Source organism: Tunicatimonas pelagia, assembly GCF_030506325.1.
In the GTDB taxonomy this organism is placed as follows: Bacteria; Bacteroidota; Bacteroidia; order Cytophagales; family Cyclobacteriaceae; genus Tunicatimonas; species Tunicatimonas pelagia.
The window spans coordinates 2,241,382-2,264,593 of sequence record NZ_CP120683.1 but is presented as its reverse complement, the minus strand read 5'-3'; the positions used below and the strand labels follow the sequence as shown (position 1 = coordinate 2,264,593).

Genomic DNA, 23,212 nt, shown 5'->3' with positions numbered 1-23,212 from the left:
TATGCGATTATTGTTTTGGTTGTTACTGTTTCTACTATTGCCATACGTGGCATCTGCTCAAATATCTTTATACGGCGGGGCTACAGCAAGTACCGTTCATAGCCAGTATCTGGTGGGTGATACCCAGCCACACTTAGGGTATCAGTTAGGCGCGACCTACTGCGGGTCAGCTTTCCAAGCTACTTCATTTCGCCCCGGATTTTCATTAGAACTTAGCCAACGGGGATACACTCAGGAAATCGATGATATTCGCCATGCCTACCGCCTTACGTATTTGATAGCTTATCCACACCTGAGCTATTTTGTGAGGGAGCGTTGGTCAGTAACTACCGGAATAGAACTAAATGCTTTAATTCGGGCCCGATACCGTCAGGGTTCAGAAAGAATTGGGGTAATTGAAAACTACCGAGGTAGCGACATAGGGTTGCGGGCTGAACTTCGCTGGCAGTGTAGCACTACCTTCGGTATATACGCTGGGTATACGCATGGCCTACGCAATCTGGTGAAGTATCCGAACATATCTGACACTGGCGATTTCGTGGGAACTATTCGTGATGTAAATTTTCGTACTGCCCAGATTGGTTTTCTCATTACTATGTTTGATTATGAAAAGTAAGATAATATTCATTTTGGTAGTAGCTGCACTTATTGGTTGCAAGGGTGAGTTCGTTCCCGATCCGGTTGATCCGCGGTTACCGCGCTACTCAGAGGGAGGAAAAGATGCTGCTGGCTGTTTTATTAATGGTAACCTGTGGCGAGCCGTTAGGTCGCCTCACCTCTTTGGAGCCGATGAGGTGCTACGTATTCGCTTTTCGTCTGAAGATAGCCTCATCCGCTTCACGATTGATGGTTATCAAAAGGAGCTTACCGATTCAGTAGGAATACCCACCGAGATTAGTTTCGTGCTGGATAACCGCCCAAGTCAGGTGAGCACTACTCCCATTGCGTCCATTGGTACAATTCCCGAAGGAACCTTCATACTAGATGGAAAGCAGAGCTACGGGCAGTTGAACCAAGGCGATGGCAATATTACTGCTACGAATGGCACGGGGCAACTGACTTTACGGCATGTTCAGTTGAATCCTGAGATTGAAGATAACCAGGATCGCCACTATATTGTGGCTGGTACGTTTTCGTTTACCGCACCTTCTGATTCATTAGGTTTGATAGAAGTTAAAAGTGGCCGCTTTGATTATTCAGTGCGAGAGCGGAAGAACTGACTTCGTTGAAGCAAATAGGTTTCTGCCAATCTATCTGAATTCGATTACCTATATTTTGGCGGCTCGTCGCGGTAAATTACGCTAAGCTGGCGATTGATTTGTATTTGCTGTCAGCAGCTTTACTTCATTAGGTTCTAAAGGCTTGGAAATAAAACCCCGAACCATCGTGTACTTTTTGGCTTTTTCTACATCGTCGGGGTTACGGGATGCTGAGAGCATATATACTTTTACCTGATCTAGATCTTGGCAGTGCAGCTTGGGTAATTCATCCAGAAACTCCCATCCATTCATTCTGGGCATGTTAATATCTAGCAAAATAAGATCGGGAAGCGAGCGAGAGGTATCTTTAAGTACCTCCAGTGCTTCTTCTCCGTCTAGCACATCGTGTACTTCATGGGCAATGGCCATATCACCAATAATAATTTTATTATATCTATTGGTAGCATAATCATCGTCAACCAGCAAAATAGAGTGAATGGGCTTGTTCATGACTTACTTTCTTATCGTGAAATAGAAGGTGCTTCCCTGGCCAAGTACAGAGGTAAACCAGATTTTGCCTTGGTGTAGTTGCACAATTTTCTTACAATGAGCTAGTCCTATTCCGCTGCCTTCGTACTCATTTTTGTGGTGAAGTCGCTGAAAAATAGTAAAAACGCGTTCGTGGTACTTTTCATCAATACCAATACCATTGTCGGTAACCGAAAACTGCCAACTACCGGAGAGTTCGCGAGCATCAACCGATATAGTTGGGTTTACGTCTTTTTTGCGGTACTTAATAGCATTGCTGATAAGGTTTTGTAGCAGCGACTCAAACTCTTCTTTAAAAACCAGTACCGTAGGTAGCTCACTAATATTGAACTGTACTTTGTTGGCTTCTATTAGTGAATGCAGTGAGGTTTTAATGCGCTCTACTACTTGGGCGCTATCAGTCTGCATTCGGTCTTTATTTCGGCCAATGCGGGAGTATTCCAACAATCCGGTGATCTGAGCACTCATCCGCTCGGCAGCCCCCCGAATAATCTGTAAGAACTCTAGCGTGTCGGCAGAGCTTGATTGGTCGGCCTTATCTAAGACTAATTTGCTGAAACTAATAATTGTGAGCAGCGGTTCTTGCAAATCGTGCGACGAAATATAGGCAAACTGTTCTAGTTCTTTGTTATTATTTTCGAGCTGTTGCGTGCGTTCGCTAAGTCGTTGGTGCGTTTGTTCAATTTCAGTAATATCCTCAAAGGTCAGCAACATTCCGTTTAGAATTGGGCGCCCTTTTATAGTGAGTATCTTATCGTGGTAGGCCACTTGCGTGAGGTTAAACGTGGTTTGACCGCGTACCATGCAGGCCTCTATTTGCTCACAAAACGAGGGAACGTCGCTCAGTATGTTCTGAACATCTAGGTCGAGGTAACTATCAACGTTGTGTGGTAAATTCAGTATCTGTAGTGCTTTGTGATTGATTAGCGTAATACTTCCGTGAAGGTCGACAGTAATAATTCCTAACGGAGCGTTGCCCACTAAGGAGAGCAGTAGTTGCTTAAACTCGGTGGTAGTATTCTCAGTCTGCTTCATGATTCCTGAAAAACTTTACTCGCCAGCACAGTGGCGTCGCCGTCAGCCAAGTAGCTCAGTTGCCCTGGGCGTATATTGAGCAATCCTAAAGCAGCCCCTGAATTTGGATAATTTTTCCGTATAGCTTGCTCGCATTTTTTTAGAATGCATTCTAGGTTGAGGTCGTAGTTTTCCAGCATGGTGTTTCTGAGGTGTTGAGTAATTTTCCAAGCGTTGGTTCCTTGCCCCAGACTATCGATGACCGAGGCAAATAGACAGCCATCAAAAATTCGGTAAATCGCTAGGGGGGCTTCTATCCCCATTTTAGATTCCTTAATGGCTATATTTTTTTCCATGCGTGTACAAAGTGTGAGGGTATATTTTTGCTACTAAAAAAAATAGCTATCACAGTAGCGTTTCCTAATTTAGCTAAAAGCTAAATTGATTGCATTCCCAATAGCTGAACTTAGGATATTACCCATGTGATATTTGAGATGTAATTTTCTTTCTTTAGAGTAAAGCCGGAGGAGGTAACATGGCGGCTACTATAATCAGTCTGATTAATAGTGCTACCGAATGCGCTTACAAAGCCAGGAATAGCAGTGTTTAGTCAAAATGCCATAAAGATGGTATAAATGTTCAGACAAAAAGCTGTTTGCTAAACCCTTGTAGCACGAAGAATTAGGTAAACAGAAGTAAAAATCAGTTGCTTTTTTCTGAGAAAATGAGTGTACGCCGAATAATAATTCGTTTTATAGGGAATGCTTGCATATTTAAAATATAATTTCCTTTTCATTCAAAACTTTATCATGTAAGTTATGTAGCTAAATGCTGCTTTTTTAGGCATAGATTGCCGAAAGAAGAAAGATTCTCACTACCGAAATTGCACAAGAGAGCGGATTATCCTTTACATCTACTCATCTGAATAGCCCTGCAAAGTAATTGCTATATTGCAACCCCACACCAATCATATTTGCTTGGTATGGGCTAGTGAGCACTATAAAACTAACCTATGGATTTTAAAGCAGAGCACTTATTAGAGGCGAAAAATCGGGATGATCTCATTGCCATTGCCAAAAAAGAAAATATTTCTATTGATAAAACCCTAAAGAAACTACGGTACGAAGCCGAACTCGCCAAGCTTCAATCCGAAATAGTGAATCTTCAGAAGTGGATTGCCCAGCACAAAATGCGAGTAGCAGTAATATTTGAGGGAAGGGATGCTGCCGGAAAAGGTGGCTCTATCAAGCGGTTCAAGGAACATCTGAACCCCCGTACCTCTCGAGTAGTTGCCCTCACCAAACCTACCGAAGTTGAACAGGGCCAGTGGTACTTTAGGCGATATATTAAAGTACTGCCCAACGCGGGAGAAATTGTCTTTTTCGACCGAAGCTGGTATAATCGGGCGGTGGTAGAGCCCGTGATGGGCTTTTGCACCAAAGAGCAGTATGAGAAATTTATGGAGCAGGTGACTGAGTTTGAACACCTACTCTACGAAGATAATCTGAAAATAATAAAATTCTGGTTTTCAATTACCAAAGACGAACAGAAGAAACGGTTTGATGATCGCCTGAGTAATCCTTTGAAACGCTGGAAATTCAGTCCGGTAGATATGAAAGGGCAGGAGCTGTGGGATGATTATACCTACTATAAAGAGCAGATGTTCAGCAAGACGCATACCACTTTCAGTCCGTGGATTATTGTGAAAACCAATAGTAAAAAGCGAGCCAGGCTAGAAAGTATGCGATATTTATTATCGCAGTTTGACTACAAAGGAAAAGGCGATTCCAAGATTCCTCTGTTTCCCGACCCCAACGTTATTATGCGGTATCATAGAAGTGCTTTTCAAGTTGATTTATAGCAGCCATGAGTAAATTAGAACTAACTGAAGAACAAGTAGCGCTCTTAAATTCTAAAGAGGGACTATACTCGTTATTGAGAAACAAGAAAGTGAACCTCACTAAGTCGTTGGAAGAAGCAGCCTACCGAGATGAGCTTAAAAAGAAACAAGAGAAACTGATTAGGCTGCAAAACTGGGTGATCGAGAATGACAAAAAGGTAGTTATCGTTTTTGAGGGGCGGGATGCTGCCGGAAAAGGCGGGGCAATCAGACGAATTACTGAATACATCAACCCTCGGCACTTTAGAATTGTAGCCCTGAATATTCCTACTGATGATGAACGAAAGCAGTGGTTTTTTCAACGCTACATTAATCAGTTGCCTAAGCCGGGCGAGATTGTCTTCTTCGATCGCAGTTGGTATAACCGTGCTATTGTAGAGCCAGTGAATGGTTTTTGCACCAATCAGGAGTACGAGGTTTTTATGTCGCAGGTCAACGATTTTGAAAAGATGCTGATTCAGTCGGATACCCACCTTATCAAGTTCTATTTCTCTATTACTAAAGCAGAACAGGCCAAGCGGTTTAAAGATATACAGAATAGCCCGATGAAGCGCTGGAAGATGACTGCGGTTGACCGAAGAGCGCAAGAACTGTGGGATGAATACAGCAAGTATAAAGAGCGGATGTTTGAAGTAACCAATAGTGCCCATGCTCCTTGGCTGATTATTGACGCTAATCAGAAATCCCAAGCTCGTTTAGAAGCAGTGACCCATGTTCTGGAAAAGATACCGTATAGTTGAGACAGAAACAGATCAGAAACTTTGTGGCTCTTCAAATCAAATTTTCGTGTTGTGTAGCACAAATACGCTGACTTTTTTGTTAATTCATCGCCCAAATAACTGAAATAGCGCGTATTGAACATGACGGGATTTGATGTACACACCCTAAAAAACGACATTCGGATTGCCCACAAGCAAGCTACCCATACCAAGGTAGTACACTGTGGCTTTATTCTGGACATTGGTAGTCGCGATGAGCAGCCGGAGCAACAAGGCTTAGCCCACTTCTGGGAACATATGGCTTTTAAAGGAACCCGTAAGCGGAAAGCCTACCACATTCTAAACCGGGTGGACTCAGTAGGAGGGGAGCTGAATGCGTACACCACCAAAGAAAAAATCTGCTTCTATGCTTCGGTGCTCGACCGCCACTTCGAAAATGCCCTGGAGCTACTGACCGATATTACGTTTGATTCTATCTTTCCGGAGAAACAGATTGAGCGGGAGCGCAATGTGATTTTGGAAGAAATGTCAATGTACTACGACTCGCCCGAAGATGCTATTCAGGATGATTTTGATGCAGTGGTATTTGGGGAGCATCCGTTGGGTAAAAATATTTTAGGAACCAATGAGAGCATTCGTCGCTTTCACCGCGAAGACTTCAAGCATTTTCTGCAAGCCAATATGAATACCGGCAAGCTGATATTCAGTTGTGTTGGTAACCTTCCGGCCAAGAAAGTATTTCGCTTAGCGGAAAAGTATTTGACCTCAGTCCCCACTTTGGTAGGAAAAGGGAATCGGCTACCATTTGTCCATCAGCCTCCCCAGCAAGAAACCCGCACCCGAACGCTCACCCAAGCCCAGTGTGCTATCGGTAGAACGGCCTACCCCGTAGGCGATGATCGTAGTTTACCTTTTTACTTGCTAATTAACCTGTTGGGTGGACCTAGCATGAATACCCGCCTGAGTATGGTGTTGCGAGAAAAGCATGGTTTGGTATACTCCATTGATGCTGAATATCAGCCGTACACCGATACTGGTTTATTTGCTATCTACTTTGGTACTGAACCTCGGCAATTAAACCGAGCGGTCAATTTCACGCTAAAGGAGCTAAAATTACTGCGGGAAAAACCTTTGGGAACCATGCAACTGCACCGGGCTAAGGAACAAATGATGGGGCAAATGGCCATGAACAGTGAAAACAACCAAGGGCTTATGTTAGCGATGGGTCGTAGCTTACTCGATCAGTATGAGTTAGAGAACTTAGAAGCACTCTACAAAAAAATAAACACAATTACTGCTACCCAATTACAAGAAATTGCTCAGGATATGTTTCGGGAAGATGCATTGAGTATGCTAACGTATGTGCCGGAAAAATAGCATTTCCAAAATGCTCGTGGCAGCAGTATTTTACGCTCATATTGCTATTTTAAATCAGTAAAATGGGTGTGCTTTTAGCTAAAAAAAGGACGTTTACTTACCCGAACCGTAGATGCGTACAGAATAGGGATCGTATTTTTCATCGGGTCGTGTGAAACCGATCGCCCGTCCAATTTTCAGGGTTGGCGACAATGTAATCAGATATACGTTGGTATTCCGCATCATTGCGAATAATACGGTCGTGGAACCGGGCCTGCTACCCATGTTCCAATCCCAACCGATTGGCGTGGCGGGTCACCGCCGATTTGTACGAACGCACCACCGTCGACAACGTGCCCGCCCGGGGCGAAATATCCGCCATTTGTTGGTTTTTTGACGGTGGTAGAGACATTGCATACAACGTCTCTACCACCGTATCGGTATTACCGCCGGGTTTGTCCAATATTATGATTCCGTGGACGTGGTTCGGCATCACCACAAAATCGCCCAATTCCACGAACGGCGCATGGTAGGGGATTTGGTGCCATAGAATGTCGGCAACCACCCCGGTGCGTGATAATTGCATTTGTCCATCGTGAATTTTGCCGAAAAAATGTTCACGGTTCTCGGTACAGATGGTCACAAAATACGCCCCGTTCCAGCCATAGTTCCACCATGAGGCGCGGGCCGAGGCAATGCGATATTTGTCTTGATATTTATTGTTCACGTTTTTAGCTCGGGGTAAAAACTCAACCCCATTACATGTAACTCATGATCTTGAACGAGTTAATCAATAGCCTTTGGGTAATGGGTGTACATTGGGAGATGTATATATTTCTTTTAGAAACTAATTAAGTACCCCAGCGAGCCGACAATGGCGTTATTTTGTAAAATACTAGGGATTGTCGTTCGGTTACGATCCAGTACACTATTCAACCCCAAACTGTAGGTGCCCTCTACCTGAAAGGTGCCCACCTTTGTAACAATCGCCACTCCGGCTCCACCTCTAATTCCTAGGTCGTATTCATTTTGCTCAGGCACTAAATACTCGTAGGTGATTTCATTCGGATCTACCGATGGCGCAGTTTGGGTACTGCTTGATAGTAGCACCCCGCCGTATACTCCTATAGTAGCGAAGATACGAAGGTTGCGTTTTCCGAAATACCCGTGGGCGAGTATAGGCACTTCCAAATAACTTAGATTCACTCGATAGAAACGAGTTGGATCTAGCTGTGGTCTACCTTCTGAGTCAGGGGAGGTAAATTCCTCTCGCCAGCCTTTTTCTACGTAATTCACCTCAATCTGTAACCCAAAGTTCTTCTCAGTCATATAGCGGATCACAGCACCGTAGGCAATACCCTGTGCAAAATCAATTCGGGGGCGTTGGCGCGTAATCTGTTCATCCGTAGATGAAATAGACGAAAAGGAAGCCCCGCCTTTCACTCCAACGTGCCATTTTTTGTAAGTAGCTAAGCTATCTTGCGCTTGTACATTTTCAGGGCTGAATAAAAGTATAGCTAGACCTAATATGCTTGTAAAATAAATTGAGAAGCCGTAAGTCAGCCCCTCTTTACTAAAGGGAGCTGCCATGAAACGGAAAAGGGGAGGTTTACACACTGTAGCGAAAGCTCTTACATGCTCTTTCATGAACCATTAATCTATATTCCCAAAGATAACGCCGGCTGAATGATCGTATTGGGCACCGGTGACGGATTGTAAACAATTTATTTCGTTACGTACCCGAAGTACTCCTAGCAGCGCAAATACTAAGGCTTCCTTGAAGGCGATAATTTTCGCAGGAGGTGCGATCATCTCTATTCCTTCAGCCGCATATCGCCGAATGCTATCCATAAAATAATCATTGAAGGCACCGCCACCGGTTACCAGCACTTGAAACGGTTCGGTCTGCTTTGCAGCAAAAAATTGGAGTGCCTGAGAAATTTGGTAAGCAGCATGGTCTAAGGCCGTGGCAATAGCATCGGGTACGGAGAGATTGGCGTGCTCAATCCGCCGAATTATTTCTCGATGCACCCACTCGTATCCTAAAGATTTGGGGAAGTCCTGCCGATAGTAAGGAAGTTGATTAAGTGCATCTACCAATGATTGATCTATGTGTCCCTGTTGGGCAAGCTGCCCATCTTGATCGTAGGGCTTTCCTGATTGTTGGGCAAAGTAGTTCATCACCATGTTGGAGGTACCAATATCGTAGGCAATGCGCTTGCCCTGCCACGGCGTAGAAAGGTTGGCAATACCACCTAGGTTCAAACAGGCATCGTACTCACCAAACAATAATTGATCTCCGATAGGAACCAGTGGAGCTCCTTGCCCGCCAATAGCTACATCATAATTACGGAATTGGCTAACAACCGTCTGTTTGCTTACAGCTTGCATAGCAAACGGGTTACCAATCTGATAGGTGATTCCTCGCTCGGGCTGATGAAAAACGGTGTGCCCGTGGGAGGCAATAAAATCTGGTTTTAGTTGGTGTTTCAGAATAAATTCCTTTACGGCCTCACCCATCCAAACTCCCAAATTCCGATCAGCAATGATGAGTTCTTCCCCGCTCACTTCGGTTATATTTTTTAGCTTTTGCTGCCACGTATCATCGTAAGACTGCGTTTCTGCCACCGGAATACGAAACTGCCACTGATTATTTTCGAGAGAGAACTCGCAGTAGGCCATATCCAGCCCGTCGAGCGAAGTGCCCGACATCAGCCCAATTACCTGGTACGTTTGCTGATCTTTCATAAATCTAACTGTTAACCACCATGTCCTTCAACCCATCTGTCTGGAACGTTTTGGTAGTACCATTGTCATCGTAAATGATGAGTACTTCCAGCGAAGGGTCACGAGCGATAATTTTTTGGGCAGGTTCCAAGCCCAACACCATAAACGCAGTAGCGTAGCCATCGGCGGTCATACAATCATCAGCAATAACTGATACGCTGAGTACAGAATGGGTTACCTGCTGACCGGTTTTTGGGTCAATAGTGTGAGCGTAGCGTTTTCCGTCTACTTCGTAGTAGTTACGGTAATTGCCCGAGGTAGCAATGGCTTGGTTATTGAGCGTTACTGCGGCCGACATATTTCCGGCTCGGTTGGGATCATCAATACCGATTTTCCACGGTTCGCCCTTATCGTTCACTCCTTGGCAAAGTACCTCGCCCCCAATCTCTACCATAAAATTGTTTACGCCCTGCTGGTTCAAATATTCGCCTACTACATCTACTCCAGCCCCTTTGGCAATAGCACTAAAGTTAAGGCTTGCTCCAGTTATTTTTTTAGTAACGTACTCCGGTGTGTACATAATTTTATCAAAACCCACCAGTTGCAGTAGCGAATCAACGGTGGCACTATCCGGTAGCTGTTGATCTTCCGGTCCAAAGCCCCAGGCATTTACCAGCGGAGCTACGGTTGGGTCAAAAGCACTATCGGTGGCCTGTACAATTTCATCGCTACGTTTTAAGACAGGATAAAAGTAGGGCAGGTCAAAATATAGCGTGTCTTGTTGGTTGAAACGGGTAATCTCGGAGTCGGGCAAATAGTGGTTCACTGATTGGTTGAATACGGTCAGCAGCGAATCAATGGCAGGTTTGAAACTACGTCGTTGATCATCTTGATACTTAATGTTGTAGGTTGTGCCCATTGTTTGCCCTAGCACATTTAGGTAGGTAGCTTCCTGGCTCGCTGCTTCGGGCTGATTACGAACCCACCAAACTATAGCGACTGAGGCTAACAATACAATGGAATAAATTATGTTTTTCTTCTGATTAGGATTCATACTGAGAAGCTACTTTTCTGATACTAAAAAATTACTTTTATAAGTATTTTATGCTTAAAAAAGTCATAAAATATGTTATTTTTACTGCGATAGTACGGAATTTTCCGTACATTCAGATTAACTATTTTGGAATTGATAATGTGTTAAACATCATGGAATAAATCAGCAGATTCCCTGTTATCAGGTCTTGTATTTTATGATGCACTGGCATATCTGAAAAAGGCAAACTATCACCGATCAACACTACTTAAAATGAAAGTACACTCAACTAACTACCAGAATACTTTTATTGAGGTGGCTGAAGATTGTCCGGTAAACTCGGGACAGCAACCACCGCAGAAAGGGGATAAGAAGTCAGTTGCAAACTATCAGTATGATTTGCTGAAAGAAAATCCTTATAAATTTACATCAGACGATATTTTCTTTACCGTTTTTGCAAATAGAAACGAAATTGATAAAAACGAACTGAGTTCTGAAAGGGAAAAGTTCTTTTCAAAAGGTCAGCCTTGTTTTAGGGCTTCCCCTCTGACCAAAAGATACGGTTGGGGTGTACACAGCGATGAAAATGGGAAAGTAGCTGTTTATGGAGTAGAAACGGAAGAATATCAGCGTTTTGTCGATGATGAATCTTTCAAGAAAGTAAAAGCAATGAAATTAAAGCGATAAGAATATGCGAGAAGATTATTTAACGGGCGAAGTATCAAATCTTAGCCCCGCCGAGCAGGAAGTTGAACGGGCATTACGCCCCTTATCATTTAGTGACTTTACCGGGCAACATAAGATTGTAGAAAATCTGAAAATATTTGTGCAGGCAGCTAAGAAGCGAGGCGATCAGCTGGACCATGTGCTACTGCACGGCCCTCCCGGCCTAGGTAAAACTACGCTATCGCACATTATTGCCAATGAACTAGAGGCTCAAATTAAGTCCACCTCGGGACCAGTGCTGGATAAGCCCAGCGAACTGGCCGGACTGCTGACGAATATGGAACCGGGAAATGTACTGTTCATTGATGAGATTCACCGCTTGAATCCAATTGTGGAAGAGTACCTCTACTCGGCAATGGAGGATTATAAGATTGACATTATGCTAGACTCAGGGCCCAATGCCCGCACCGTGCAGATTAGCCTGAGTCCATTTACTTTAGTTGGTGCCACTACTCGCTCGGGGCTACTTACTTCGCCCCTCCGCGCCCGCTTCGGTATCAATGCCCGCTTAGAATACTACGATGCCGAACTACTGACATCTATTGTAAAACGTTCGGCTCAGATTCTTACTACCCCTATTGACGAAGATGCTGCTCACGAGATTGCCCGCCGCAGCCGAGGGACCCCTCGTATTGCCAACACCTTGCTCCGCCGTACGCGCGATTTTGCCGAAATAAAAGGTGATGGAACCATTAACAAAGCCATTGCCGAAATGGCCTTACAGGCACTAGACGTAGACCAGAACGGGCTGGACGATATGGATAACCGAATTTTGTCAACCATCATTGAGAAATTTAAAGGTGGCCCGGTCGGCATTAGCACCATTGCTACCGCTTGTGGCGAAGAAGCCGAAACCATTGAGGAGGTCTATGAGCCATTTCTTATCAAAGAAGGCTACATTAAGCGGACTTCGCGAGGGCGAGAAGCTACCGAAATTGCCTATAAACATCTAAAACTTATCCCACCGGGCAGGGCGCAGGGATTGTTTGACTAATTTCAGTTGTCACTCTGAAAATTGGTGATCTATGTGTCGCACAAATAATTCCTTATTCATTAAAGAGGTTGCTCAACAGTTGGACTTTGACTTCTGTGGAATTGCCCGGGCAGAATTTCTTTCGGAAGAAGCACCGCGTTTGGAGCAGTGGCTGAATCAGGGGCGACAGGGAAAAATGCAGTATCTGGAAAATTATTTTGACATTCGCCTCGACCCTACCAAACTGATGGAAGGGGCTAAGTCGGTAGTTACGTTACTCTATAATTATTACCCTGAAGAAAACCTAGCTTCTCCCGATTCCTACAAAATAGCCAAGTACGCTTACGGTCGGGATTATCATTTTGTCATCAAAAAGAAGCTACGGTTATTGCTAAATAGTGTACAGGAGAAAGTAGGTGAGGTAGCCGGAAGAGCTTTTGTTGATTCAGCCCCGATACTAGAGCGGGTTTGGGCGCAAAAAAGTGGCTTGGGCTGGATTGGGAAAAATAGCCTGCTGCTCAACAAGCAACAAGGGAGCTTTTTCTTTATTGCTATTTTACTACTGGACCTAGAGCTGGAGTATGATCATCCGGTAACTGATCATTGTGGGAGTTGCACTCGCTGTTTGGATGCGTGCCCCACCGATGCTATTATAGCACCTTATGTGGTAGACGGTAGCAAGTGTATCTCGTATTTCACCATTGAGTTGAAGGAGGAAATCCCGAAGGCGATGGAGGGAAAGTTTGAGGATTGGATTTTTGGTTGTGACATTTGCCAGGATGTTTGCCCTTGGAACCGACACGCACAGCCGCATCAGGAAGCCTTGTTTGAACCTCATCCTGATTTAAGCGAAATGACCAAGCGTGACTGGGAAGAAATAACCGAAGAAGTTTTTCGTAAGTTGTTTAAAAAATCAGCGGTAAAGCGGGCAAAATTTTCCGGGCTGAAGCGCAATATCCGATTTGCTGGTAAATAAAAAAGCTGCCTTTTGTTAAGCAGCTTTTAGAACTTTGATAGTTGTTGCAAATTAATTAAGACGTGTTTGCGAAAAACACTCATCCAGGACGCTACGGTGCTGCTGGCCAAATTTAATGTAGCACCAGCTCTTAAGCATTTCAACATCCGTAGGTAACAAGACCGTCAACGCTTTCTTCAGTTCCTTACGGAAAAGGAGAGAATCAAAACTTACTTTAGCGAGAATAAGCTTGGAATAACTTAGCTCAGCATGGATACGCTTGGCGTCTACGTGTCTGTTGTATATTTGCATAGGCGTAAAGGGTTTAGGTTAAAAAAATTTCCTTAAGACTGAACTGAGAGGAAGCAAGCTTCCGTAAAACGTTGTACTACAATGATTACAACTGAATGGACTACCAATATATAATAAGTTATGCTAATTTGCAAGTTCTTGAACCGAAAATGCTATGAAAGCTAATATTTTATTTCAAATGAAGCTATTTGTGCAAAATAATATTTCAAATATTTTATTTATTCTGCTTTTTTCATCAGTTATAGTGTCAGTTCAAGCGCAGAATGTTTCGGTAGAACTAGGACCTAACGATATTGGTGTCAACCAACAGTTTACTATTACCCTGAAAATAGCCAATGATCGACTGCGGCGTTACGGCGACTTTCCTGATATTGCTGGGTTTGAGAAAGCCGGAACTTCTTCTTCGTCTTCTACTAACATTATTAATGGACAAATTTCTTCTTCGTATAGCGTTACGCAATCATACTTACCTTCTCAAGAAGGCACATTCAAACTATCTCCGTTCACCATTGCCGTGAATGATACTGAAGTTCGTTCACCTGGAACTACCATTACAGTAGGGCCACCTAAGCAACGAAGTGCCCAGAATCCGTTTTTCAGCGATCCCTTCGACGATTTATTCGGTCGGCGTAATCAGCCTCAGGAGTTTGTAGATGTAAAAGCCGAAGCCTTCTTAGCATTAACTACCAGCAAAGATACTGTTTATTTAGGTGAGGGTTTTACCACCACACTGGCCTTTTATCTGTCGGATAAAAACCAAGCTCAGTTGCAGTTTTACGATATAGGTAAACAGTTGACCGATATTTTGAAGCAATTGCGGCCTTCTAGCGTATGGGAAGAAAATTTTAATATCGAGAACATTAACGGGCAATCGGTCACAATTAACAGTCAGGGGTATACCCAATACAAAATATATCAAGCCACTTATTACCCCAACAACACCGAGCCAATTCGCTTTCCAAGCGTGCCGCTTACCATGATTAAGTATAAAGTGGCCAAAAACCCCTCGATATTTGGGCGACGGCGGCAAGAAGGCTTTAAAGAGTTTAAAACCGATCCGCATACGGTATACGTGAAAGAGCTGCCACCGCATCCCCAAAAGGCTTCAGTGGCGGTAGGAAATTATCGGCTGGATGAGTCCATCTCTGAGCAAGAGCTAACCACCGGAGGGAGCTTTAACTACACCTTCAAAATTATGGGAGAGGGAAACATCAATTATATTGAGAAGCCACCGCTTCGCACCACTGATGCCTTTGACTTTTACGATCCTAGTGTAGAACAAAATATTAATCGGCGGAGCAATCAGGTAACGGGTTCTAAAGCTTTTTCTTACTACGCTGTGCCAAACGAGCCGGGTGAATATGATTTGGGTAATTACTTTAATTGGGTGTTTTTCAATACCGCTAGTCAGCAGTATGATACGCTGACCTCTGATATTCAGGTGCTAGTAGAAGGGAAAAGCCGTAAAAACGAATATATCAGCTCACAGGATGTGGGTTCTTTCTACAACCGGATTGCGGGTATGAATAATACCCTAAAGAGCCGTAATAACGACGGTTGGCTCCAACTGGCTGCCAATATTTTAATTATCGGAATGTTAGCTCTAGTGGCGGTAATATCGTTCAAGAAGTAAAAATCATAAAACAATTAATTAGGCCATCATAAAAAATAACGTAAAAACATTCTGGCTTTCTTATGATCTCGGCCTGAAGGGTGATTACGAAGGTCTGTACCAGTGGCTAGACGAGCATCAGGCGAAAGAATGCGGAAGCGCGCTAGCAGTATTCAAGCTTGAAATTGAGGGTGATTTCGTAGAGGATATTACTAGTCAGCTCACTGATAGTGTTCAATTTAAAAAAGGCGACCGGATGTATCTTATTTGGCGGGATGGTAAGCTGAATAAAGGAAAATTTATCGTAGGTGGTAGGAAGCGCGCTCCTTGGGAGGGGTATGCTTCTAGTATAGAGCGTGCTCAAGAAGATAGCGGTGCGTAAAAGTGTGCTAGTAGACACTGGGTTTTGGATAGCCTTGTATGACTCAAAAGACCAGCATCATGGTAATGCAAACGAAATTATTGAATTGATCCGCGATGAGAACATATTGATTCCTTGGCCACTTTCAATTCAGGGGATTTTGCTGATACATGCCAAAGGAGACAGATAGAAATTTTGGAATAAGAAAATGAGCAATACTTACGGAACGTTGTTTAAGATCAGCACCTTCGGCGAATCGCACGGGAAGGGCATTGGAGTAGTGATTGACGGGTGCCCAGCAGGACTCCCGGTAGACGAAGATTTCATTCAGCAGGAGTTGGGGCGGCGAAAGCCCGGACAATCAAAAATTACCACCCAACGCCAGGAGAGCGATACCTTTCAGATTTTGTCAGGCGTGTTTGAAGGGAAAACGACTGGAACATCCTTAGCCATTTATATTCCCAACGAAGATCAGCGGAGCAAAGATTATTCGCACATTGCCGACAAATTCCGTCCCTCTCACGCGGATTATACCTACCACGCTAAATACGGAGTGCGAGACTACCGGGGCGGTGGCCGTAGCTCGGCTCGGGAAACTGCCGCCCGAGTAGCTGCCGGAGCCGTTGCCAAACTCTTTCTAAAGCATAAAGGTATTGACGTGCAAGCCTACGTTTCTCAAGTAGGCGATTTACGACTGGAAAAGCCTTACGAATCCCTAGATTTTTCTCAAACCGAAGCTACCCCAGTGCGCTGTCCCGATTTAGAAACGGCTGAGCGGATGATTGATCTAATCGACCATATTCGTAAAGACCGCGATACAATTGGCGGAGTAGTGAGTGCAGTCATCACCGGAGTTCCAGCGGGGGTAGGCGAGCCGGTATTTGATAAGCTGCACGCTGAGCTGGGAAAAGCGATGCTAAGTATTAATGCGGTTAAGGGGTTCGAGTACGGCAGCGGTTTTGACGGAGTTACTCTACGTGGTTCGCAGCACAATGATGAGATATATAACGATGGAAGAGCCATACGGACTAAAACGAATCACTCCGGTGGCGTACAAGGAGGTATTTCTAACGGCGAGGATATTTATTTCCGGGTGGCTTTCAAACCGGTAGCGACAATTATGCAGGATCAGGATAGTGTGAATGAAGCCGGTGAGACGGTAACCGTTTCGGGAAAAGGTCGTCATGACCCTTGCGTGGTGCCTCGAGCGGTTCCAATTGTGGAAGCGATGGCGGCACTAGTAATTACCGATATGTATTTACGAAACGTCACTACTAAATTAGAATAACATATATTCTGCTACACTAACTTCAATAACCTAACATGTTTTCTTCTTCGCGTATTGTTGCGCTATCACTTATTTCATTCAGTGTATTTGTAATTCAATCAGTTATGGCTCAGTCAGGTGTGGCTCAAACGAGTGCTGTTCAACCCATTGCGTTACACCCAGATAATCCTCACTACTTCATCTATCAAGATGAACCCACGTTGCTAATTACTTCCGGTGAACACTATGGGGCGGTACTTAATCTGGACTTTGATTATCGAGCCTATCTGGAGACAATGCAACAGGAAAGAATGAACTACACCCGAATTTTCGTAGGTTCTTACGTAGAAATTCCTGGTAGCTTTAATATTGGAAATAATACGCTGGCTCCCGCAGTAAATCGTTTTGTTGCTCCCTGGAAACGTACTGATGAAGAAGGGCTGTACCAAGGGGAAAAGAAATTTGACCTGGATGAATGGAATCCGGAGTATTTTGAGAGATTGACGGGTTTCATTCGCGAGGCTGATCAGCGAGATATCATCGTAGAAGTAACCTTCTTTTGCTCAACCTATGCGGATGAATCTTGGGAACGAAATCCGTTCAACTCCGGTAACAACATAAACGGTGTTCCCAAAATAGATCGAAAGAAGTCTAATACGCTGGCGAATGGCTCGCTGACTGATTATCAGAAAAAACTGGTTGCAAAGATTGTTACTGAGCTTAATTCGTTCAACAATATTTTCTACGAAATTCAGAATGAACCTTGGTCAGACGATCCGCAAGATGCTCTGCGGACACTCAAAACTTTAGACCCCAAAGAATTAACCTGGGCTAAGTGGGCGCATACTGCTTCTGAAGCGTCGCTCGAGTGGCAGCAGATCATGGTTGATCAAATTGTAGCCACTGAAAAAGAGTTAACTAGTAAGCACCTCATTGCTCAGAATTACTGCAACTTCCGTCACTCTTTAGAAGAAGTACAAGATGGCGTGAATATTCTCAACTTCCACTACGCTTGGCCCGAAGCCGTTTGGATGAACTACGCCTGGGATCGACCTATCAGCTTCGATGAATCTGGGTTTGCGGGGAGTTCAGATACCACCTATCTGCGTCAGGCTTGGCAGTTTATTGTAGCGGGTGGTAGTGTATTTAACAATCTTGATTATTCGTTTTACGTGGGGCACGAAGACGGGAAAGGAAGTAACGATGCTCCGGGTGGCGGTAGTACTACCTTGCGTCAACAACTAGTCTACTTGCATGAGTTTGTGGAGTCACTGGACTATATTCGTATGAGCCCTGACTTTTCTACGGTCGTTCATTCTCCCGGGCTAGAGACTCAGTGTTTAGCTGAAGCGGGTCAGCAGTACGCTATCTTCTTCACGGGTCAAGCTACGGATTGGGTGAAACTAAATTTGCCTCAGGGAAATTTCACCTATGAGTTTATCTCTCCTTTTACGGGAGAAGCTATTGATACGGGAAATATTTCTGGTAGCGGTGAAACCATCCAATTTGAATTACCTGAATTTGAACATATGGTGGCACTACGTATCACTCGATCCGCTCGCTAATCGTTCATCTTGATTATTTTACGGTTTACCTTACTCATTGGCCGACTGCCTACGATTTTTCACTTTCCTTTTGTGCCTTCAGTACAGAAAATTCTAAGCTGAGCTTTACTCATTATCAATTTTTCATTATTCACTCTCAATTGTAATCATGCAACCCGAAACCATCTTTTCTTTTGCTAACACCTTTGTGCTTATCGGCTGGGTTCTGCTAATCGTGGCTTTCCGCTGGAAATATACTCTTACGCTGGTTCGCCTCGGAGTAGTGCTTCTGCTTTCCGCTTTGTACACTATTCTAATTATTACTCACCTCGGTGATTCAGAAGGTGGCTTTGGTTCGCTAGCCGAAGTGAGCCAACTTTTTGAGAATCCCTGGTCACTGTTGGCGGGTTGGGTGCATTACTTGGCTTTTGATCTTTTTGTAGGCAGTTGGGAGGTGGAAAATGCTCAAAAGTTAGGAATATCGCGTTGGCTGATTATTCCCTGTTTGCTGTTTACATTCTTATTAGGACCTATTGGCCTGCTGCTCTATCTGATTCTCCGAACTATTTATACTAAACGATTGTCGCATGAACTGGCTTAAATTTTATCAGGAGCTAATTCGGCGAAATCGAATGCTAGCCTACGTAGGCTTCACACATGCGGTACTATTTCTTGTTCTGCTCTCACTGTTTTTTATTGACGAACGTACGGTTATGGGCATTAATGTTTGGATTAAGCCGATGAAGTTTGCCTTGTCTATTGTCATTTATTTGTGGACAGTGGGCTGGTTTCTAGAATATCTGTCGGCTTACCCTCGCTCGGTTCGCATTATTGCTTGGGGAATCGCAGCTACTATGGTTATTGAGATTGTTTGCATAGTATTCCAGGCAGCGCGGGGAGTGCAATCCCATTTTAATGGCGCGACAATGCTGGACGCGAAAATTTACTACACAATGGGAGTTGCCATTGTAACCAATACGCTACTTTTCACCTGGATGACGATGTTGTTTTTTGTGGGGAAAATTAAGCTGTCACCTACCTATCTGTTAGCTATTCGCTTAGCCTTGCTACTATTTCTGTTTGCCAGTGCGGTAGGCGGAATGATGGTTGGACAGGTTTCGCATAGTGTTGGTGTGGCTGACGGCGGGTCAGGACTACCTTTTGTAAACTGGAGTACCGAAGGTGGCGATTTACGAATCGCTCATTTTATTGGTATCCATAGCCTACAGATTATTCCGCTTTTTGCTTACAAAACTGAGCAACAAAACTGGCAAAACTCCCGTGTATGGACGTGGCTATTTGCCATGATCTATGTTGGAGTTACTGGATTTATTTTCTGGGAAGCAACCGATGCTCGTCCGCTACTCAGCACCCTATTCCACTGAGCGGTAAAGGAGTTTCGTTAGTTTATAGCTGATTATTTTCAGCAATCAACTCGGCAAGGTCTTTTACGGCCACTTCGCTTTCTTTTTCTTTATTCTTTACTCCGTCGCTCATCATGGTCATGCAGAAGGGGCAAGCTACGGCGATAGTTTTGGCTCCAGTAGCTAGTGCTTCTTCGGTTCGGTCAATATTCACTTCTTTATTGCCAGGTTCAGCATCCTTAAACATTTGAGCACCACCCGCCCCGCAGCAAAGCCCTTTGGTTCGGCAACGTTTCATCTCTATTAAATCGGCATCCAACGCTTCCAGCACTTCGCGGGGAGCTTCGTAAATATTGTTAGCCCGGCCCAGATAGCAAGAATCGTGATACGTGATCTTGCGCCCCTTAAAGCTTCCTCCCCCCTTCATCGTGATTTTACCATCGTTAATCAATTGTTGAAGAAGAGTAGAGTGATGAATTACTTCGTAGTTTCCACCCAATTCGGGATACTCGTTTTTAATGGTATTGAAGCAGTGGGGGCAAGCCGTCACTATTTTTTTTATCTCGTAGCCATTTAGCACCTCAATGTTAGCGGCCGCTTGCATCTGAAACAGAAATTCATTTCCGGCTCGTCGTGCCGGGTCACCCGTACAAGCCTCTTCCGTACCCAGCACTGCGAACTTAGTGCCTACTGCATTCAGAATTTTCACAAATGCTTTAGTCACTCGTTTGTACCGATCATCAAAAGAGCCAGCACAGCCCACCCAAAACAATATTTCCGGAGTTTCGCCCTGTGCTACCAGATCGGCCATTGTTGGTACTCTTACTTCTTTATTCATAATTGCTTAATTGCTGATTATTAAATAGTTATTAGTCATTAGTCCGGTCTTCGGTCTCCGCTTTCCGGTTTTCTGTAACTAATTCATCCGCCCAGTTGAACCGATCGGTGGGAGCGAACTTCCAAGGAGCAAAGTTATTTTCAATGTTAGAAAACATTGCATTCCAGGAAGCCGGAGACTGTGCTTCTTCCATGGCTACATAGCGTCGCATTTGCAGAATAATAGATAGCGGGTTGATATTGATAGGACAAGCCTCTACGCAAGCATTGCAAGTGGTACAGGCATTGAGTTCCTCCCGGCTGATGTAATCATCAAGTAAAGATTTGCCGTCCTCTAATCCGTTTTCTCCTTTATCAAGCTGCTTACCCACATCCTCTAACCGATCGCGAGTATCCATCATTATCTTGCGAGGCGATAGTTTTTTTCCGGTTTGATTGGCTGGGCACTCCGACGTACACCGACCGCATTCTGAGCAGGCGTAGGCTCCCATTAAGTCGGTCCACATCAAATCGTTCACATCTTTTGCTCCAAACCGGCCTACCTCTTCTTCAGTATCGCTTTCTCCGTTCTCAGGTTGAGTACCCAGCATAATTTGTACTTCTTTAGTAACCGCAGGCATGTTGTCCATTTGCCCCTTGGGTACCAGTCGCGAATAGTAGGTGTTCGGAAAAGCCAGAAAGATGTGCAGGTGCTTTGAGTAGGTAACGTAAACGGCGAAGGCTAGAATGCCAATAATGTGGAACCACCAAGCAAAGCGTTCAACGAATATTAATGTGCTAGTATCTAGCCCGGCAAACAACGGCATTAGCAGCGAACTGAAGAATAGTGTTCCGGTAGTTGCGTAGCCACTATCAGGGCGGGTTTGTAACAGCTGGTCGGTAGCATTCATGGTTAAGATGGCAAACATCAAAATAATCTCAATAACCAATATTAAGTTACCATCTAATTTGGGCCACTTAGTCATTTCCTGGGCATGGAAACGCCGTACCTTCTGCACATTTCTTCGCCACAAAAACACTACGCAGGCCAGAACGACCAGCACCGCCAATGTTTCGAAAATATTCATAGCTACCAAGTACACATCGCCCAAGTAGGGCATAAATAAGCGATGGGTTCCCAGCAAGCCATCTATTACAAATTCTAGCACTTCCAGATTGATGACGATAAAGCCTACGTATATAAGGAAATGAAAGAAAGCGGGAATAATTCGCTTAAACATTTTCTGCTGACCAAAGGCCACCAGTAACATAGTACGCCAACGGGCTGAGGGTTGGTCATCTCTATCAGTGTCTTTACCCAGCAAAATATTTTGCCGAATTCGCCGAATCCGCTTGGTCAGAATAACTGAAGCAATTCCTACTATTACGATAAATGCAATTTGTCCGAGATAAGCTATCATAGTATATAACTTTCGTTAAATTTTTTGCAGCATTCAGAATTTTATCTAGTTTTGTAGCCCGTTACGGTGATGTAGCTCAGCTGGTAGAGCATCGGACTGAAAATCCGTGAGTCGGTGGTTCGAGCCCACTCATCACCATTTCTTCTGAGCCTTTCTGCTTTTCGCAGGAAGGCTTTTTTTGTTTTTAGGTAATTTTTCTTCATTTCTTTCATAATACCTCTCTCTTTACTACATGCGAATTTCCCAAGACCGCTTCTGGCAAATATAGTAATTATAAAATTTGTTATGCAAGCATACTATTTTCAATAACGAAAGATAATAGCAAATAATTTACCATATCAGAAATTTATCAGTCGATATCTTAATAACCATTGAAAATGTAGCAAATGAAAAGAGCTTGTGTTTAAACCAATACAAGTCATAGGCTTTTGATAACAGTCATTTCTTTGTTTGAATATTAATACTTTGATCAAAGATACGCTACCAAAAGTCATAATTTATGTAAGAACTAAGATCAAAATTACATATGTAGGTATTTCGCCAAAGCCCGATTCTTATTAATAAAGCTAGCTAATACATTTGTATATGTCTAAAGCAAAAAGGAATAGCGTAGTGAGACAAGTGAAGATAAGTAGTTTGGTGCTTTTGGCGGTAGGGTTGTTATGTTCCCTACATGTCAACGCCCAGATCTCAACCCGAAAGTTAGAGGCAATTTATCTTTATAACTTTACTAAGTATATAAATTTTCCGGCTGCCTCGGGTGGCTATGTGATAGGAGTACTTCAGGAGAAGAGTATAGCCAATGAGTTGCAGGGTAATTTGAAGAATAAGAGTGAGATTGCAGTAAAAACCATCAGCTCGCCAAGCGAAGCGAAAGCGTGTAATATAGTTTACGTGCCGAAGTCGGCTTCATCGCAGTTAGCTGCACTGGTATCACAAATAAATGATGCTGGCGTATTGATTGTTACCGAAGAAGATTTGGCTAGTGAGGGAGCACCCGTAAGCTTTGTAGTGGATGGTTCTAAGTTACGATTCAAGATTAATCAGCTAGCATTAAAGAAGACTGGCTTACAGGCAAGTAGTAGCTTGCTGAGTTTAGCAATTCTTATTTAATCAACGCATTAAACGATATAGGTTAGGTTGTGTAGTGTAGTAAAAGAGGTGGGTCACATTTTAGATGACCCCTCCTTTACCCTTCTTCCTAACAAACTAAGAAAATTTAAGATATAGGTTAGGTTGTGTAGTGTAGTAAAAGAGACGGGCCACATTTTAGATGGCCCCTCCTTTACCTTACCCCTAATCCAAGACATTTAAGATTTAGGTTAGGTTGTGTAGTGTAGTAAAAGAGGGTATCCGCATCTGAT

General features: G+C 43.8%; 23 protein-coding genes and 1 tRNA gene. 15 read left to right on the top strand and 9 right to left on the bottom strand.

The window, feature by feature from the left end:
- The first annotated feature begins 1 nt into the window (after window position 1).
- Window positions 2–616, top strand: coding sequence for a hypothetical protein (locus P0M28_RS09520; protein WP_302209633.1), 615 nt, complete (start codon window positions 2–4; stop codon window positions 614–616).
- Window positions 606–1,220 carry a Riean_0653 family protein gene (locus tag P0M28_RS09515; protein WP_302209631.1) on the top strand — a complete coding sequence of 205 codons (615 nt, stop codon included), beginning with the start codon at window positions 606–608 and terminating at the stop codon, window positions 1,218–1,220. The genes P0M28_RS09520 and P0M28_RS09515 overlap by 11 nt, the downstream gene beginning before the upstream one ends.
- Before the next feature lie 81 nt (window positions 1,221–1,301).
- Here P0M28_RS09515 and P0M28_RS09510 read toward each other — a convergent pair whose 3' ends face one another.
- The 3 genes from P0M28_RS09510 to P0M28_RS09500 are packed head-to-tail and all read right to left on the bottom strand — an operon-like array spanning window position 1,302 to window position 3,118.
- Window positions 1,302–1,709 carry a response regulator gene (locus P0M28_RS09510; protein WP_302209629.1) on the bottom strand — a complete coding sequence of 136 codons (408 nt, stop codon included), beginning with the start codon at window positions 1,707–1,709 and terminating at the stop codon, window positions 1,302–1,304.
- 3 nt (window positions 1,710–1,712) lie between these two features.
- A complete protein-coding gene (locus P0M28_RS09505; RefSeq protein ID WP_302209628.1) occupies window positions 1,713–2,783 on the bottom strand; it encodes an ATP-binding protein in 1,071 nt (356 codons plus the stop codon).
- Window positions 2,780–3,118 (bottom strand): hypothetical protein, encoded by a 339-nt coding sequence (locus P0M28_RS09500; protein ID WP_302209626.1) that lies wholly within the window; start codon window positions 3,116–3,118, stop codon window positions 2,780–2,782. The genes P0M28_RS09505 and P0M28_RS09500 overlap by 4 nt, the downstream gene beginning before the upstream one ends.
- Before the next feature lie 656 nt (window positions 3,119–3,774).
- On the opposite strand from P0M28_RS09500, the gene ppk2 (P0M28_RS09495) reads away from it, so the two are divergent.
- From ppk2 (P0M28_RS09495) to P0M28_RS09485, 3 genes are all read left to right on the top strand, one after another.
- On the top strand, window positions 3,775–4,623 hold the full coding sequence (gene ppk2, locus P0M28_RS09495) for a polyphosphate kinase 2 (protein ID WP_302209625.1): 849 nt from the start codon (window positions 3,775–3,777) through the stop codon (window positions 4,621–4,623).
- Between the two features lie 5 nt (window positions 4,624–4,628).
- Window positions 4,629–5,402, top strand: coding sequence for a polyphosphate kinase 2 (gene ppk2, locus P0M28_RS09490; RefSeq protein WP_302209623.1), 774 nt, complete (start codon window positions 4,629–4,631; stop codon window positions 5,400–5,402).
- Window positions 5,403–5,522: 120 nt separating this feature from the next.
- Complete coding sequence (locus tag P0M28_RS09485) at window positions 5,523–6,758, top strand: M16 family metallopeptidase (protein WP_302209621.1); 1,236 nt, start codon at window positions 5,523–5,525, stop codon at window positions 6,756–6,758.
- 256 nt (window positions 6,759–7,014) lie between these two features.
- Here P0M28_RS09485 and P0M28_RS09480 read toward each other — a convergent pair whose 3' ends face one another.
- The 4 genes from P0M28_RS09480 to P0M28_RS09465 form a co-directional block, all read right to left on the bottom strand.
- Window positions 7,015–7,464, bottom strand: coding sequence for a transposase (locus tag P0M28_RS09480; protein ID WP_302209619.1), 450 nt, complete (start codon window positions 7,462–7,464; stop codon window positions 7,015–7,017).
- A gap of 113 nt (window positions 7,465–7,577) precedes the next feature.
- Window positions 7,578–8,327, bottom strand: a complete 750-nt coding sequence (locus P0M28_RS09475; RefSeq protein WP_302209617.1) for a porin family protein — start codon at window positions 8,325–8,327, stop codon at window positions 7,578–7,580.
- 63 nt (window positions 8,328–8,390) lie between these two features.
- Entirely contained in the window at window positions 8,391–9,485 is a 1,095-nt protein-coding gene (locus tag P0M28_RS09470) for an anhydro-N-acetylmuramic acid kinase (RefSeq protein ID WP_302209615.1), read from the bottom strand.
- A gap of 4 nt (window positions 9,486–9,489) precedes the next feature.
- Complete coding sequence (locus P0M28_RS09465; RefSeq protein WP_302209613.1) at window positions 9,490–10,518, bottom strand: FAD:protein FMN transferase; 1,029 nt, start codon at window positions 10,516–10,518, stop codon at window positions 9,490–9,492.
- A gap of 252 nt (window positions 10,519–10,770) precedes the next feature.
- Between P0M28_RS09465 and P0M28_RS09460 the strand changes: the two genes are divergently transcribed.
- The 8 genes from P0M28_RS09460 to P0M28_RS09420 all read left to right on the top strand — a co-directional run bounded on the left by P0M28_RS09460 (window position 10,771) and on the right by P0M28_RS09420 (window position 19,632).
- Window positions 10,771–11,184 (top strand): DUF6157 family protein, encoded by a 414-nt coding sequence (locus tag P0M28_RS09460; RefSeq protein ID WP_302209611.1) that lies wholly within the window; start codon window positions 10,771–10,773, stop codon window positions 11,182–11,184.
- A gap of 4 nt (window positions 11,185–11,188) precedes the next feature.
- Entirely contained in the window at window positions 11,189–12,217 is a 1,029-nt protein-coding gene (gene ruvB, locus P0M28_RS09455; RefSeq protein ID WP_302209609.1) for a Holliday junction branch migration DNA helicase RuvB, read from the top strand.
- Window positions 12,218–12,248: 31 nt separating this feature from the next.
- On the top strand, window positions 12,249–13,172 hold the full coding sequence (queG, locus tag P0M28_RS09450; RefSeq protein ID WP_302209607.1) for a tRNA epoxyqueuosine(34) reductase QueG: 924 nt from the start codon (window positions 12,249–12,251) through the stop codon (window positions 13,170–13,172).
- Window positions 13,173–13,617: 445 nt separating this feature from the next.
- Window positions 13,618–15,096: a BatD family protein gene (locus P0M28_RS09440; RefSeq protein WP_302209606.1), complete on the top strand. Its 1,479-nt coding sequence runs from the start codon at window positions 13,618–13,620 to the stop codon at window positions 15,094–15,096.
- A 548-nt stretch (window positions 15,097–15,644) separates the two neighbouring features.
- A complete protein-coding gene (gene aroC / locus P0M28_RS09435; protein WP_302209605.1) occupies window positions 15,645–16,724 on the top strand; it encodes a chorismate synthase in 1,080 nt (359 codons plus the stop codon).
- Between the two features lie 35 nt (window positions 16,725–16,759).
- The gene (locus P0M28_RS09430; protein WP_302209604.1) at window positions 16,760–18,268 is read left to right on the top strand and encodes a hypothetical protein; all 1,509 of its coding nucleotides are present in this window, start codon (window positions 16,760–16,762) and stop codon (window positions 18,266–18,268) included.
- Between the two features lie 148 nt (window positions 18,269–18,416).
- The gene (locus P0M28_RS09425; RefSeq protein ID WP_302209603.1) at window positions 18,417–18,848 is read left to right on the top strand and encodes an ABA4-like family protein; all 432 of its coding nucleotides are present in this window, start codon (window positions 18,417–18,419) and stop codon (window positions 18,846–18,848) included.
- On the top strand, window positions 18,835–19,632 hold the full coding sequence (locus P0M28_RS09420) for a hypothetical protein (protein ID WP_302209602.1): 798 nt from the start codon (window positions 18,835–18,837) through the stop codon (window positions 19,630–19,632). Before P0M28_RS09425 ends, P0M28_RS09420 begins: the two co-directional genes overlap by 14 nt.
- Window positions 19,633–19,654: 22 nt before the next feature.
- Here the strand turns inward: P0M28_RS09420 and P0M28_RS09415 are convergent, their stop codons facing one another.
- Window positions 19,655–20,449: a (Fe-S)-binding protein gene (locus P0M28_RS09415; protein ID WP_302209600.1), complete on the bottom strand. Its 795-nt coding sequence runs from the start codon at window positions 20,447–20,449 to the stop codon at window positions 19,655–19,657.
- A 31-nt stretch (window positions 20,450–20,480) separates the two neighbouring features.
- Window positions 20,481–21,845: a 4Fe-4S dicluster domain-containing protein gene (locus P0M28_RS09410; RefSeq protein WP_302210876.1), complete on the bottom strand. Its 1,365-nt coding sequence runs from the start codon at window positions 21,843–21,845 to the stop codon at window positions 20,481–20,483.
- 68 nt (window positions 21,846–21,913) lie between these two features.
- On the opposite strand from P0M28_RS09410, the gene P0M28_RS09405 reads away from it, so the two are divergent.
- A tRNA-Phe gene (locus P0M28_RS09405) sits at window positions 21,914–21,986 on the top strand.
- Between the two features lie 447 nt (window positions 21,987–22,433).
- Complete coding sequence (locus P0M28_RS09400) at window positions 22,434–22,961, top strand: YfiR family protein (RefSeq protein ID WP_302209598.1); 528 nt, start codon at window positions 22,434–22,436, stop codon at window positions 22,959–22,961.
- The last annotated feature ends 251 nt before the right edge of the window (window positions 22,962–23,212 follow it).